Here is a 13,711-nt window from a genome sequence, read left to right as displayed (position 1 = left end):
GCCCCAGCTTCACTCGAAAGGACCTCCGGTGACCGCGATATCCCCCGCAACACCAGACACCCGATATCGCTGGGTGGTGTTGACCCTCTGCTGGGCCGCCTTCACGATGACCTCGGTTGACCGGGCCACCTGGGGTCCGGCGGCGGGTTCGGTGGGCGAGGACCTCGGGGTGGCGGTCGCCGGCCTCGGTGTCTTCGCCACCACCTACTACATCGGCTATGTGATCTCCAACGCCATCGGCGGTTTCGTCGCCGATTGGCTCGGCGCGCGCATGACCGTCGGGGTGAGCATCCTGCTCTCCGGTGGGTTCATGCTCGCCTTCGGCGAGGCCGACAGCCATGCGCTGGGTCTGCTCTTCCAGGCGTGTATCGGGTTGTGCGCAGGTGCCGAAGTGGGCGGCGGCGTCAAACTCCTCACCAGCTGGTTCACTCCGCAGCGGCGAGGGTTCGCGATGGGCGTCTTCATGACCGCGACCTCGCTCGGGCTGGTGATCGCGAACGCGGTCGTGCCCCGGTTGATCGAATCGCACAGCTGGCGCACGTCCTATCACCTCTTCGGGCTCACATCGATCGTCGTCGGCGTCGCGTGCCTGATCCTGCTGCGTCCTGGCCCGCTGATCGAGGCGCGGGCCGAGACCGGCGGCCGCCCGAACCTGCGCCCCCTGCTGCGTAATCGCGGCCTGCTGTTGATCGCGCTCGCCGGGTTCGGCGCGCTGTGGGGCACCTACGGATTCATCACCTGGTCGAATCTGCTGATGGTCAAGGGCGTCGGTATCGATCCGGTGCGGGCCGGCACCGTGGTGGTGATCTTCGGCGCGGTGGCGGTGTTCTCCAAACCGCTGGTCGGCCTGGTGGGCGACGCGCTCGGGCTGAGCCGCCGGCGGCTCACGATCGCGATCCTGGCGGCCTTCGTGGCCTGTCTGATCGCCTTCAGCTTCGCCACCACCGCCACCCAGTTCCTCTGGATCGCGCCGTTCCTCGGGATCACCGCCTACATCTACAGCCCGGTCATGATGGCCATGATCCCGACCCTGTCCGGTGCGGAACTCGCCGGGACGGCGACCGGCGGGGTGAACGCCTTCTGGCAGCTCGGCAGCACCATCGTGCCCGCCGTGGTCGGTCTGGTCTTCGCCGCGAGCGGCTCGTTCCAGCTGGTTTTCCTGGTCCTCGCCGCGGGACCCTGCCTGGCGATCGTTCCCATGTTCTTCATCCGTGACGCCGACCACCGCGAATCCGCGACCGGTGCCACCGCTCCCGGCGAGGGCAATGCGCTCGTCCTCGCCACCAATGGAAAGGGCTGATCCCCGTATGACCGCGAGCAGTACCCACTACGACGTCATCGTGGCGGGCGGTGGATCGGCCGGTATCGCCGCGGCGGTGGGCGCCGCCCGGGCCGGTGCCCGCACTCTGTTGATCGAACGCGGTCCGTGCCTGGGTGGTGCCGCCACGCTGCGCAATGTCGTCACCTACTGCGGCCTCTACACCCGTGACGACCTGCGGCAGGTCGTCTTCGGTATCGCCGACGAGGTGATATCACGGCTGAAGGCGCGCGGCGCGGTGGGCGAGCCGCGCCGGTTCAACGCGGTCACGGTGGTCTTCGACCCGGAGAACGTGAAGGTCGTGCTGGACGAACTGTGCCGGGAGGCCGGCGTCGATATCCGCCTGCACAGCCTGCTGATCGGCGCACACGCCGAGGGCGACAGCATCACCGCCGTCGAGGTCGCCGACCACGAGGGCGTGCACCGGTTCACCGCCGACGCGTTCGTCGATGCCACCGGGGACGCCGATCTCGCGCACCACGCGGGGGCCGAAGTCCGTTACGGCACCGACGGCTGGGTCCAGAACGGCAGCCTCGGCGTCCGGTTCGGTGGTATCGCACCCGATGCCGAGGTCACGGTGGATACCGTCGGCGCGGCCGTGCGCAGTGCCAAAGCCGCCGGTGTGGACGGTCTGCTGGCAGAGTCGGGGTTGGTCGCCCGGATGCCGGTCTCCGGTGACGTCATCATGTACCTGGTGGACGAGGGCTACGATGCCCGGTCCGCCGCCGACACCACCCGCGCCGAGATCAGCGCCCGCCGTCAGGCCCAGGCGTATCTGCCGGTGGTCCGGTCGATTCCCGGCGCCGAACACGCCTATATCGTCACCACCGGTCCCGAGCTCGGTACCCGCGAATCCCGTCATATCGTCACCCGGCAGCGGCTGCGCGAGGCGGATATCGTCCATCCGGACACCACGGAGAGCGCGGTCGCGATCGGGGCCTGGCCGATGGAGTACCACCCGGGTCCGGGTATCCCGTCCACCTGGAAGTTCATCGGCGATCCCGGCTTCTACCCGATCCCGCTCGGCTGCCTGCGCAGTGCCGGAACGGACAATCTCTACGCCGCCGGGCGCACCCTCGACGGTGACCGGCAGGCCGGCGCGTCCCTGCGGGTGATGGGCACCGCCTTCGCCACCGGGCACGCGGCCGGGGTGGCGGCGGCGCAGCAGGCCCGAAACGGCGAAGTCACCACCGCGAGCGTGCGCGAGGAACTCCAGCGTCAGGGGGCCCGGCTACCCGAACCCGTGCCGGTCTGAAGGGCCGGAGGCGGCGGACCGCTCCGGTGAGAACCGCCGCCGCCCGGCGAATCGCATCGAGGTGGAGGCGCGACCCCGCGGCCCCGGATCCGGGAACCTCCGGACTACGGGCCGGCCGCCGCATGCTCCTCGATCGGATGGTTCGTGTGCTGCACGGGCCATCCGATCAGAGCGCAACCGAACCGGCGATTTCTCGATGAACGAATTCCATCGGGTCGGAGGTCAGAACTGGATACGCAGGTGATCGGTGACCGGGCGGGCCTGGCAGCCCAGGATGTAGCCGTTCTCGATGTCCTCGGGATCGAGGATCTCGGCGTTCTCCATCTCGACCTTGCCCTCGAGCACGGTGCAGGCGCAGGACCCGCATTCGCCCTCCTGGCAGGAGTAGGGCACATCGAGGCCCTTGTCCAGCATGATGTCGACCAGGGTCTGCTTCCGCGGCCAGCTCAGGTTGTGCGTCTCCCCGTCCAGCTCGACCTCTACGGTCGCCGCGTCCGCGGCGTCCTCCTCGGAGATCTCGGCCGGGGCGGTCTCGGCGAACGGGTCGCCGGCGAGTGAGTTGAAGATTTCGGCATGGGTGCGGTTGCGCGGCACCCCCAGCCGGGTGAGCGCGTCGTGCACCCCGTCCATGAAGGGCTTGGGACCGCACATGAAGGCCGCGTACTCGGTGTAGGGCCGCAGCAGCTCGGACAGCGCGGTCACGGTCGGCAGGCCCTGCAGGGTCTCCAGCCAATGCACCAGTACCAGCCGCTGCGGGTTCTTCGCGGCCAGTTCGCGCAGTTCGCTCGCGAAGATCACCGACTCGGCGTCGCGGTTGGCGTAGAACAGCACGATCTTGCCGCTGCCCCGATCCAGCGCGGATTTGAGGATGGACATCACCGGGGTGATACCGCTGCCCGCCGCGCACAGCAGCAGGTCCTCGTCGAGGTCTTTCGGGGTGAACACACCGGACGGCGGCAACACTTCGAGCTGGTCGCCCGGTTTGATGTTGTCGCAGAGCCAGTTGGAGCCGTACCCGTCGCTGGTGCGTTTCACCGTGACCTTGGGCAGGTCGTCGGTGAAGGGTGAACTCGCCAGCGAATAGCAGCGCGCCACCGATCCGGTGCGGTCGCTCGGGATACGCAGGGTGAGGAACTGGCCGGGCCGGTACGCGAACTTCTCCCGCGCCTGCTCGGGGACCTCGAAGACCAGCGAGCTCGCGTCGGCGGTTTCCGCGATGACCTGGGCGACCCGCAATACGACGGATCGCGAGCCATGGGGCACTTCGACGGTGGTCATCTCGTCCTCTCGAAACACTGGTAGCCGGTGGCTTCGAGCCTACGGCAAAACTAGAACGTGTTCCAATTTTAGCCTATGCCGGCGGATTGTTGGCGGACGAGCTGGCCCTCCAGGCCGGAGACCAGCACGCCCACGCCGAAATCGTAGGAATATTTGCCGCGCAGATCGGGCAGGTATTCCATTGCGCGGGCCACTCGCTCCGGCATCACCACATCGGGCGGGGTATCGAGGTTGCGCGGATTCACCCGGCGGCGGCCGAACAGGTAGGTGTGGATGGTGGCGTAACCGGCCAGCACATTGCGATCGTCGAACCCGGCCTCGTAGAGGATCTCCATGATCCCGGCGATCAGGTCGAGCTGTTTCCCGAGCATCTGCTCGATGAGCACATCGCCCAGCCCGGGGTGCCGGCGCAGCCGTTCGTCGATCTGGGCGAGCAGGTCGACGAGGCGGTCCTGCCAAGGTCCCGAGTCGGGTGGCGGTTTGCGCACCCCGGCCAGCGCCGCGGTGGCAACCAGGTCCAGTAGCTCTCGCTTGTCGGCGACGTAGTAGTACGGCGCCATCGGCGAGACGCCGAGCTCGCGGGAGAGTCGCCGCATGGACAACTTCTCCACCCCGTCGGCACGTACCACCCGGAGTGCCGCCTCGACGATCTCGGTCTCCGAGAGGGTGCTGCCGTTACCGCCGCCACCCCCGTTCGCCTGCATCCGCACGACTCCCATTGCCACCTCTACACGTCGAGCGGCATCCGCTCGTCACGTCCTGTTCAGCTGCTCTGCCCCCGCAGTCTAAAGGTCGCGTTTCGGCGTGAGCGTGGACATTACCCGAAAACTGTTCCATTTTGTCAGTGGATGACGTTATGGTGTGACAGCGGTCGCACCCGGCGACCGCGGCGCCGGCACTGTGCCGGGGCTCACCGGCGGTACCCCAGCGGTGCCGCCACGGACGAGTCACCACGGCAACGAGCCGGCGCAGGCACCAATCTGTGGAGGTAGCCATGGCGGACAACCGTTCCTTCGGACCGGCCGAAACCGATCACCGCGGCCCGATCGCAACCGTCGACACCCACACGGCCGACAGCGCGCCCGTGATCGAGGAATCCCTGATCGAAGAGGTGTCCATCGACGGTATGTGCGGCGTCTACTGACCGGCGGGAGCCAACCATGCTCGATCTGGAAAACCGCTGGCAGTTGCATCCCCGGGTGGCGCTGCGGCCGGAGCCCTTCGGTGCGCTGCTCTACCACTTCGGAACCCGCAAACTGTCGTTCCTGAAGAATCCGCGGATCGTCGAGATCGTGCGTTCCCTGCCCGGGCACACCTCGGCCCGCGCGGCCGTTCGGGCCGCCGGGATCGAGGACTCGGCCGCCGCCCCGTATGTGCGGGCACTGACCGAACTGGCCGATTCGCAGATGATCCAGCGCGCGCCGGAAACGGCGGTGCTCAGCGAGCCCGCGCCCTTCACCGGGGTGGGTCCGGCCGATCCGGCGGTCCGGCTGGTCGACCGTTTCGAATCCGGCCTGGCGGCCCCGATTTGCCTCACCTGGGAACTCACCTACGCGTGCAATCTCTCGTGTGTGCACTGTCTGTCCTCGTCGGGCAGGCGCGATCCCGGTGAACTCAGCACCGAACAGTGCAAGGCGCTGATCGACGAATTCCAGCGGATGCAGGTGTTCTACGTGAACATCGGCGGCGGCGAACCCACCGTGCGTCCGGATTTCTGGGAACTCGTCGATTACGCGACCTCGCATCAGGTCGGGGTGAAGTTCTCCACGAACGGGGTGCGGATCACCCCGGAGGTCGCCCAGCGGCTCGCCGCCAGCGATTATGTCGACGTCCAGATCTCGCTGGACGGTGCCGACGCCGAGGTGAACGACGCGGTCCGCGGGCCGGGCAGTTACGCCACGGCGATCCGGGCGCTGGAGAATCTCGCGAACGCCGGATTCCGGGACGCGAAATTGTCCGTGGTGGCGACCCGGCACAATATCGGCCAGCTCGACCAGTTCAAGGAGATCGCGGACCGCTACGGCGCCACGTTGCGGCTCACCCGGCTTCGGCCGTCGGGTCGCGGCGCGGACGTCTGGGACGAGCTGCATCCGCTTCCGGAACAGCAGCGCACGCTCTACGACTGGCTGGTACGCAACGGCGAGGGTGTGCTCACCGGGGATTCGTTCTTCCATCTCTCCGCCTACGGTCAGGCGTTGCCGGGATTGAACATGTGCGGGGCCGGCCGGGTGGTGTGCCTGGTCGATCCGCTCGGTGACGTGTATGCCTGCCCGTTCGCCATCCACGAGAAATTCCATGCCGGGAACGTGGTCACCGACGGCGGTTTCGCCACGGTGTGGCGGGAATCGGCGCTGTTCGAGGAGTTGCGGGAGCCCAGCGGTGGCGGGGCCTGCGCCTCGTGCGCGCACTACGACTCCTGCCGTGGCGGGTGTATGGCGGCGAAGTTCTTCACCGGGCTGCCGGCCGACGGCCCGGACCCGGAATGCGTTCAGGGCTACGGGGAAGCGGCGCTGGCCGCCGCCGGGCGGGTGATCCCGCGTCCAGCGGTGGACCATTCGCGTAAGAGCACCTCGCGCCGATCGCGTACCGGGGGCCCGGTTCCGCTGACGCTGCTGCCGCCCGCGCGGCGTCCGGCGCGCGCGTGCGACGAGAGTCCGCTTGTGTGAGCACCTTCGGGAAAGCCACCCGGAGCGACGATAGCCAGACCGTTGCTCCTGGTGGCTTTTCATACCCGCCCTACTGCGGTGGTGACCCATTTCATGCCCGTACTACCGGTGGTTCCGGGAATTTCTTCGGCTCGAAACACTTTTTCCCGGACTGCTGATGTCTCGTATCGAATCGGCAGTTACCATCCGTGGAATGCGCAATGATCGCCTGCCCGACGGATTCGGGGTGCGGATCGACCCACGGGTGCGCGCATACTCGGGGGGTCGAATCCTTATCGGAGGTTCACCTGCCCGGTTGCTGCGCCTGGCGCCCGAGGCCGCCGAAATGATCGGCGACGGCTATCTCGAGGTGAACAGCCCGCAGTCGGCGGTGGTTGCCAGACGGCTACTGGATTCCGGGGTGGCCAATCCCCGGCCGCGGCTGTTGCCGTCGCCGGAGGACGTGACGATCATCGTCCCGCTGCACAACAATCCCCGCGGATTGGATCGGCTGCTGGCCGCACTGCGCGGTCATACGGTGATCGTCGTCGACGACGGTTCCGACGACGAAGTGCGGATCGCCGACGAGCACACCGGCCGCTGCCGGGTGAAAGTGCTGCGCCACGAAAGACGCCGCGGTCCGGCCGCGGCCCGCAACACCGGCCTGCGGGCGGCGACGACCCAGTTCGTGGCCTTCCTCGACTCCGACGTGGTACCGCGCAGTGGCTGGCTCGAAGTGATGCTCGGGCATTTCAGCGACCCGCAGGTCGCCCTGGTCGCGCCGCGGATCGTGGCGCTGGACCCGGAGACCAATACGCTGGCGCGCTACGAGCACGCCCGCTCCTCGCTGGACCTGGGCCGCCGCGAATCGGCGGTGCAGTCACGCGGGGTGGTGTCCTATGTGCCCAGCGCGGCGCTGCTGGTGCGCCGCTCCGTGCTGGAAGCCGAGGGCGGTTTCGACGAAACCATGCAGGTCGCCGAGGATGTGGATCTGTGCTGGCGTCTCGAACGCTCGGGCTGGCGGGCCCGCTACGAACCGGCCGCGCATGTGGCCCATGATCACCGGGTGTCGTTCCGGGACTGGTTCCGCCGCAAAATGTTCTACGGCACCGGCGCCGCCCCCCTCAGCGACCGGCACGCGGGAATGGTGTCGCCACTGCAGGTACCGAAATGGACCGCCGCGGCGGCATTGCTGCTGGCGACCCGGACCCGATGGGGTGTGCTCGGTGCGGCACTCACGCTGCTGCTGCCGCTGCGCCGGTTGCGGCGCGCATTCGCCGGCGTCGACAACCCGACCGGCGTCGCGGCGATCTACGTGGCCCGCGGGTTCTTCGCCGGTCTGTGGCGGATCGCCTCGGCCATGTGCCGGCACTACTGGCCGATAACCCTGGCCGCCATGCTGTTCTCCCGCCGGATAAGACAGATCGCGTTGTCGCTGGCGGTGGCCGAGGGCGCGGTCGATTGGTACACCCACCGCGAGCCGGGCGGACTGGATCCGCTGCGCTATATCGCATTCCGGCGGGTCGACGATATCGGCTACGGCACCGGGCTGTGGCTGGGCGCGCTCCGGGCGGGCAGTCCCGCCGCCCTGAAGCCGACCGCCCCGCCCCAGTAGTCCGAGCAGGTCACCCCGCATGGTGGACACACTGATCGTCGGCGCCGGGACCGCCGGATGTGTGCTGGCCGCCCGGCTCAGTGAGGATCCGGCACATACCGTGCGGGTGGTGGAGGCAGGTAGTCACTGGGCAACGGCCGACGACTTCCCGCCGGAGCTCGCCGATAGCGCCGATCTGCCGCTCGGTGACCAGGCGGCCTGGCTGTGGCGGTACGCCGTGGCCCTGACGCCGGACCGGCCGGGCACCATCGTGCGCGGCCGCGGAATCGGCGGTTCGGGATCGGTGAACGGGTCCTATTTCATCCGGGCCCCGGCGCGGGATTTCGCGGCGTGGAGCGGGGAGGTGGATACCCGCTCATGGGACTTCGAGTCGGTACTGCCCTACTTCCGTGCGCTGGAAAACGATCACGACTACGGGGATCGCCCCGGCCACGGCCGGGCCGGGCCGGTTCCGGTACGCCGGACGCGCTCGCCCACCCGGCTGATCGAGGAGTTCGGCACGGCCTGCCGGGCACTCGGATTCGGCGAGGTGGCGGACTGGAACGCGCTGCCCGGCGGCCCCGAATCGGGTGTCGGCCCGGTGCCGTGCACGGTCGGGCCGCCCGACGCCACCGGACGACGTCATCGGATAGGGCCCGCGCATTCCTATCTGCTGCCGGCGTTGTCGCGTCCCAATCTGACTGTGCAGGGTGAAACCCTGGTGACGCGTCTGCGTTTCCGCGGCGGCCGGGTGGTCGGCGCCGACTGCCTCCACGGCGGCGAACCGGAGACGATCCGGGCCGACCGGGTGGTGCTGTGCGCGGGCGCGATCGAATCGGCGGCGCTGCTTATGCGTTCCGGTATCGGACCGGCCGCCGAGTCGACGGCGCTGGATATCCCGGTGGTCGTGGACGCACCTGTCGGGCGATGGCTCACCGATCATCCCGAAATCGGGATCGATTATCGGCATCCGGCGCCCGCGGGCCGTTCCGTCCCCCTGGAATACGTCCTGGAGTTCGACGATATCGAGATCCGCCCCTACACGGTCGCCTTCACACCGGGGGTGTACCGGATGGGCGTGACCCTGATGCGGCCCACCAGTTCGGGCACCATCACGCTGACCGCGGCCGACCCGCGGGCCGCGCCGCGGATCGAACACGGCTATCTCCGCACCGGAACCGACCGCGCCCGGCTGCGCGACGCGGTGGAACTGACCGGGCAGATCCTCGGGTCCATGACGGCCGAACCGCTGGGGTCCGCCGCCCCGGTTTCGGATCGGTGGCTCTACGACCGCCTCGGCACCTCACAGCATCTCGGAGGTACCTGCCGGATGGGACGCGCGGACGACCCGCGGGCGGTGGTCGACGAACGTTTCCGGGTGTACGGGGTGGACGGGCTGTCGGTGGTGGACCTGTCCGTGGTGCCGGTACCGCTGAGCCGAGGTCCGCAGGCGACGGTGGTGCTGTTGGCGGAACGGGCCACCGCCGAGCTGCGCTGAATCCCCGGCCACCGATCACCTGCCTATACGCTCCCGCAGCCCCTTCGGACCATGGAGCAGTCGATGGTGCGCTAACCGGTGGCGAACTCGCGCGGCCCGGCCGCCCGGCAGCCCGCGAGCGCCCGGATCTCCCACTGGCGCGGCGGTGGCCGGTGCGGTACTTTCCACCGGTGCGATTCGCCGGTCGGTCATCAGGACCGGCCCCTGTGCGGACATCCGGGCACTGCCCGGCACCCAGGAGCGAAGCGCCGCCACCGAGGTATAGCCGACCGCTATCGGCGTACCCCATCTGCTGCGCCGGGCCAACCGGTGTGGTAGGTGAGCTGTATCGGTCGGGGATACAGCTCACCGGGGTCGTCACTGTGAAATATCAAGCGGCACCGTGCAATATTGCATCCCCATTTTCGACACCCCGGGCCGATCTCCCGGGAATCGGACCGCGAGCTTGTACTCTGGTCCCTCGGGTGGCCCGCTGCGGCAACGTGATCCGGACACCCGAGAATCCGCACCCGGCGCCGGACACGGGGAAGGTACGGCGCCGGTGCGGAAGACTCAGCGAACTCCCCGCGACTGCAACAGTTATTCGAGCCCGGGAAGAGTCCTGACGGTTGATCAACTCTCGTTTTCGCTCTGGATCCGCGGCAGTGGTCAACTAGTCCAAGCGGCCGATACGGTGTCCGGCTCCCAGGCAAGGTCTGCTTCGTATCGGTGTATTCCGGACCTGATGGCGTCGACCCCGGATGGCCGCCACTGATCCGGCGGCCGATTCGGTGACGCGCCGCAACCGGATATCGAGCGTGGCGAGCTCGTTCTGTCTACCGACGAATCCGGGCACCCGCATCACCTCTCGGTCGACAATTATGTAGAGAGAATCTACGTAGATGATTTCTACATAGATCATCAGACACCCGCAGGCGGGCGTTCCGCCGACTGTTTCGAGGCCGTGGCGACCTGCGTGAGCGTATTCAGGCGTGGGGTTGTGGCAGGACGCCGGTGAGTACGGCCGCTACCGACCTGTGGACGGCGGCCGCGGTGGGTGTGTTCTCGCGATCGGCGAACAGCAGGTGCGCCGCGCCGGTGAGGGTGGGGGCGAGGGTGGTGATATCGGCGTCCGCGGAGATGCGTCCGAGGTCCCGTTCTGTGGTGAGGTAGTCGGCGATCATCGCGGTGCCTTCGCCCAGGACAGGTATGGGGGCGGCGCCGGCCTCGCGCAGGCGGACTCGTAGATCGTCGCGGGAAACGGTGAGCGCGACGATCGCTACCGCGACCGGATCGAACAGCTCGGTCAGGGCGGTGGTGAGATTCTCGGCGACGGAGCCGCTTCCGGCGGTGTCGCGGAGCGTCGCGGCCTGCCGGTCGAGCGCCGCGATCCGATCGAGGACGAACTCGGCCAGGAAGGCGTCGAAGTCCGTGAAATGCCGGTGGATCACGCCTTTGGCGACCCCGGCTTCGGTGGTCACCGCACGGCTGGTCAGACCATGGGGGCCACCGAGGAGCAGGACACGCCGGGCGGCGGCGAAGAGTTGTTCGCGCGCATCACGCAACGCCACACCGGTCGGCATCCGGACACCGCCTTTCCGTATTTCTCGCAGCGCGATTGACAAGTGGGCGATCGCCCACTCATAGTGGGCGCATGACCACTTTACCGTCCGAGCCGTCGTCGTCCCCTGCGGGCGAATCCCACCACGCACGCCGGTTGGCGGAGTCCTTCGGCGACGACCCGGAACGGTATGACCGGACTCGGCCGCGTTACCCCGCCGCGATGGTGGCCCGGGTGATCGCGGAGGCTCCCGGTCGCGATGTCCTCGATGTCGGAACCGGCACCGGGATTTCGGCGCGGCCCTTCACCGCGGCCGGATGTCGCGTGCTCGGCGTCGAGGTCGATCCGCGGATGGCCGAGTTCGCGGCCCGGCAGGGGTTCGACGTCGAGGTGGCGAAGTTCGAGGAGTGGGATCCCGCGGGCCGGGACTTCGACGCGGTGGTCTCCGGGCAGTCCTGGCACTGGGTGGACCCCGTTCTCGGAGCCGCCAAAGCGGCGCAGATCCTGCGTCCGGGTGGCCGGCTGGCCGTCTTCTGGAACGCGTTCGCGCCCCCGGCCGATCTAGCGCAAACCTTCGGCGCCGTCTACCAGCGGCTCCTGCCCGGCTCGCCGTTCGCCCGAGGACCATTCGGGGGACCCGCCATGTACGCCGGCCAGTTCACCGCGATCGGCGACGGGATGCGTCGAACAGGCGCATTCGAGACGCCCGAACAGTGGGAGTTCCCCTGGACACGCCGCTTCACCAGGGACGAGTGGCTCGAGCAGGTACCCACCTTCGGCGGTCACAGCCAGTTCCCGCCGGACACGCTCGAACAACTGCTCGCCGGAATCGGTTCCGCGGTCGACGACGCCGGCGGCAGCTTCGTCATGAACTACACAACCGTGGTGATCACGGCGCGATCGAAAGCCACCCGTGGACCAAGTCATGTTTCCCGGTAGAGACGTTCACACGGGAGGCGGGGGAGGTGGCGAGCGGGGCCGGGGAGGACGGCAGCGGAGTGGGGGCCATGGTGGGCGGTCCACTCCTGTAGAAAGAGTTGGGCGGTGGTGGCATGGGCTCGGAAGTCCATGCGTAGACCGTGTAGATAGACGGTGAGGTGTACGTCCGACACAGGCGGTGGCTCCGGCCGGGTTGGCGCGGTCATGCCTCGGCGAGTCCGGTGAGCAGGCGGCGCAGTATCGCCTCCGGTCGAAGGTAGCCGATGGCTCGGGGACGGTCGCTGTGACACGTGACGGTGGCTCGCATCATGGGTTGGGTACCTCGATCGCATCGAAGGGGGTTCGGGTTGCGCCCGGGCCGCATCGAGCTGCGGACAACCTGGCGCAGAGCTATGACACACCGCGTAGCACCGGCTTCATATCCGAAACGGATACTCCGAATGAAGATCCCCGAATATCCAGCGTGGGAACCGTTGCTTGTAGCAGCATTACGCCGAATCGGTGAAACGGATGCTCCCGAATCGGAGGATGAAATGCCTGATACAACAGGCGGTATCGGTTCCACATTGCCCAGGCGGCAACTCGGTAGGCACCTACTGGAGTGGCGGACGCGGGCGGGCTACACACAGGCCAAGGCTGCTCAACTGCTGGAGATGGGGCGACGAGCCTGGGGCGGCTCGAGAAGGGCGAAAACTCCAGGATCAAGACCCGCGATATCCAGGCGGCCTGCGACCTCTAAGGCGTTCCGGACGACCTGACCGCGGCCTTGACCGGACTGGCGAAGCAGGCCAACGTCAAGAACTGGTGGCATCAATACGGGGATCTCATCCCGAAGGACTTCGATGTCTACGTGGGCCTGGAAGCGGCGGCGACGAAGGTGATCTCGTATCAGCCGGATCTGGTGCCGGGGCTACTGCAGACAGCGAACTACGCTCGCGCTCTGGCCCGCGAACGGCGGCCGGAAGACATTCCCGAAGAACAAGACCGGCGCGTGCAGCTCAAAATGCAGCGGCAGAAAATCATCACCCGCCGTACCCAGCCGGTGACTCTGGAGGTGGTGGTGGGGGAAGCCGCGCTCCGGCGAGTCGTCGGCGGACGCAGTGTCATGGCCGCCCAGCTCAGACACCTTGCGGACATGTCGACGCGAGACAACATTCGACTGGGCATGCTTCCGTTCGAGGCCGGGTTCCCGGGCGGGGTGTCCATGCCGCCGTTCGTAGTCCTCCAGTTCGGGGAATCGGCGCCCGGTGAGCCGCTGGAGCCGCCGGTGGTCTTTCTGGAGGGGGTTGTGGGCAACATGTACATCGAGGACGCCGAGGACGTGGCGAGCTTCCTGCGAACGTACGATTTGATCGAGGACCGGGCCCACGGCGACACAGATAGTCGGCAGTGGCTCAGGAACATGGCAAGGGAGCATGAAAGTGCACGCTGACCTATCCAGCGCGGGCTGGTTCAAGAGCAGTTACAGCCAGCACGGCGGTGAATGTGTGGAGGTCGCACATCTCGTTGATGGGGTGGGAGTGCGTGATTCGAAGGACGTGACCGGTCCGGTGCTCGTCTTCACCCCCGAGGAATGGGAGGGGTTCCTCCGAACCATCTCCTGATGCGGACCGGGGTCGGGTATGCGCTGGCCGGCCCTTCCGA

12 protein-coding genes are annotated in these 13,711 nt (G+C 67.8%); 9 read left to right on the top strand and 3 right to left on the bottom strand.

Annotated elements, in window-relative coordinates:
• Positions 1–28 precede the first annotated feature (28 nt).
• Together NS4_RS22520 and NS4_RS22515 are read left to right on the top strand one after the other, a co-directional pair.
• Positions 29–1,300, top strand: coding sequence for an MFS transporter (locus NS4_RS22520; protein WP_063061497.1), 1,272 nt, complete (start codon positions 29–31; stop codon positions 1,298–1,300).
• Positions 1,301–1,307: 7 nt separating this feature from the next.
• Positions 1,308–2,573, top strand: coding sequence for an FAD-dependent oxidoreductase (locus NS4_RS22515; RefSeq protein WP_063061496.1), 1,266 nt, complete (start codon positions 1,308–1,310; stop codon positions 2,571–2,573).
• A 222-nt stretch (positions 2,574–2,795) separates the two neighbouring features.
• Here the strand turns inward: NS4_RS22515 and NS4_RS22510 are convergent, their stop codons facing one another.
• Together NS4_RS22510 and mftR2 are read right to left on the bottom strand one after the other, a co-directional pair.
• Positions 2,796–3,851, bottom strand: coding sequence for a ferredoxin--NADP reductase (locus NS4_RS22510; RefSeq protein WP_063061495.1), 1,056 nt, complete (start codon positions 3,849–3,851; stop codon positions 2,796–2,798).
• A 68-nt stretch (positions 3,852–3,919) separates the two neighbouring features.
• Positions 3,920–4,570 (bottom strand): mycofactocin system transcriptional regulator MftR2, encoded by a 651-nt coding sequence (gene mftR2 / locus NS4_RS22505; protein WP_245665623.1) that lies wholly within the window; start codon positions 4,568–4,570, stop codon positions 3,920–3,922.
• A gap of 326 nt (positions 4,571–4,896) precedes the next feature.
• Between mftR2 and mftA the strand changes: the two genes are divergently transcribed.
• The 4 genes from mftA to mftG all read left to right on the top strand — a co-directional run bounded on the left by mftA (position 4,897) and on the right by mftG (position 9,588).
• Positions 4,897–4,995: a mycofactocin precursor MftA gene (gene mftA / locus NS4_RS31640; RefSeq protein WP_245665625.1), complete on the top strand. Its 99-nt coding sequence runs from the start codon at positions 4,897–4,899 to the stop codon at positions 4,993–4,995.
• Between the two features lie 16 nt (positions 4,996–5,011).
• Positions 5,012–6,517: a mycofactocin radical SAM maturase gene (gene mftC, locus NS4_RS22500; RefSeq protein WP_084487597.1), complete on the top strand. Its 1,506-nt coding sequence runs from the start codon at positions 5,012–5,014 to the stop codon at positions 6,515–6,517.
• A gap of 193 nt (positions 6,518–6,710) precedes the next feature.
• Positions 6,711–8,111 carry a mycofactocin biosynthesis glycosyltransferase MftF gene (mftF, locus tag NS4_RS22495; RefSeq protein WP_063061494.1) on the top strand — a complete coding sequence of 467 codons (1,401 nt, stop codon included), beginning with the start codon at positions 6,711–6,713 and terminating at the stop codon, positions 8,109–8,111.
• Between the two features lie 19 nt (positions 8,112–8,130).
• Positions 8,131–9,588, top strand: coding sequence for a mycofactocin dehydrogenase MftG (gene mftG / locus NS4_RS22490; RefSeq protein ID WP_063061493.1), 1,458 nt, complete (start codon positions 8,131–8,133; stop codon positions 9,586–9,588).
• A 965-nt stretch (positions 9,589–10,553) separates the two neighbouring features.
• Here mftG and NS4_RS22480 read toward each other — a convergent pair.
• Positions 10,554–11,150 (bottom strand): TetR/AcrR family transcriptional regulator, encoded by a 597-nt coding sequence (locus NS4_RS22480; protein WP_063061491.1) that lies wholly within the window; start codon positions 11,148–11,150, stop codon positions 10,554–10,556.
• A 71-nt stretch (positions 11,151–11,221) separates the two neighbouring features.
• Here NS4_RS22480 and NS4_RS22475 point away from each other — a divergent pair, with 71 nt between their 5' ends.
• From NS4_RS22475 to NS4_RS22465, 3 genes are all read left to right on the top strand, one after another.
• Complete coding sequence (locus tag NS4_RS22475) at positions 11,222–12,067, top strand: class I SAM-dependent methyltransferase (protein ID WP_063061490.1); 846 nt, start codon at positions 11,222–11,224, stop codon at positions 12,065–12,067.
• Positions 12,068–12,833: 766 nt separating this feature from the next.
• Positions 12,834–13,499, top strand: a complete 666-nt coding sequence (locus tag NS4_RS22470; protein ID WP_245665622.1) for a DUF5753 domain-containing protein — start codon at positions 12,834–12,836, stop codon at positions 13,497–13,499.
• A complete protein-coding gene (locus tag NS4_RS22465) occupies positions 13,483–13,671 on the top strand; it encodes a DUF397 domain-containing protein (protein ID WP_063061489.1) in 189 nt (62 codons plus the stop codon). Before NS4_RS22470 ends, NS4_RS22465 begins: the two co-directional genes overlap by 17 nt.
• Positions 13,672–13,711: the final 40 nt, after the last annotated feature.

It is taken from the genome of Nocardia sienata NBRC 100364, from assembly GCF_001613205.1.
Taxonomy (GTDB): domain Bacteria; phylum Actinomycetota; class Actinomycetes; order Mycobacteriales; family Mycobacteriaceae; genus Nocardia; species Nocardia sienata.
The sequence above is the reverse complement of the archived record's forward strand: the minus strand, read 5'-3'. Positions and strand labels throughout refer to the sequence as shown.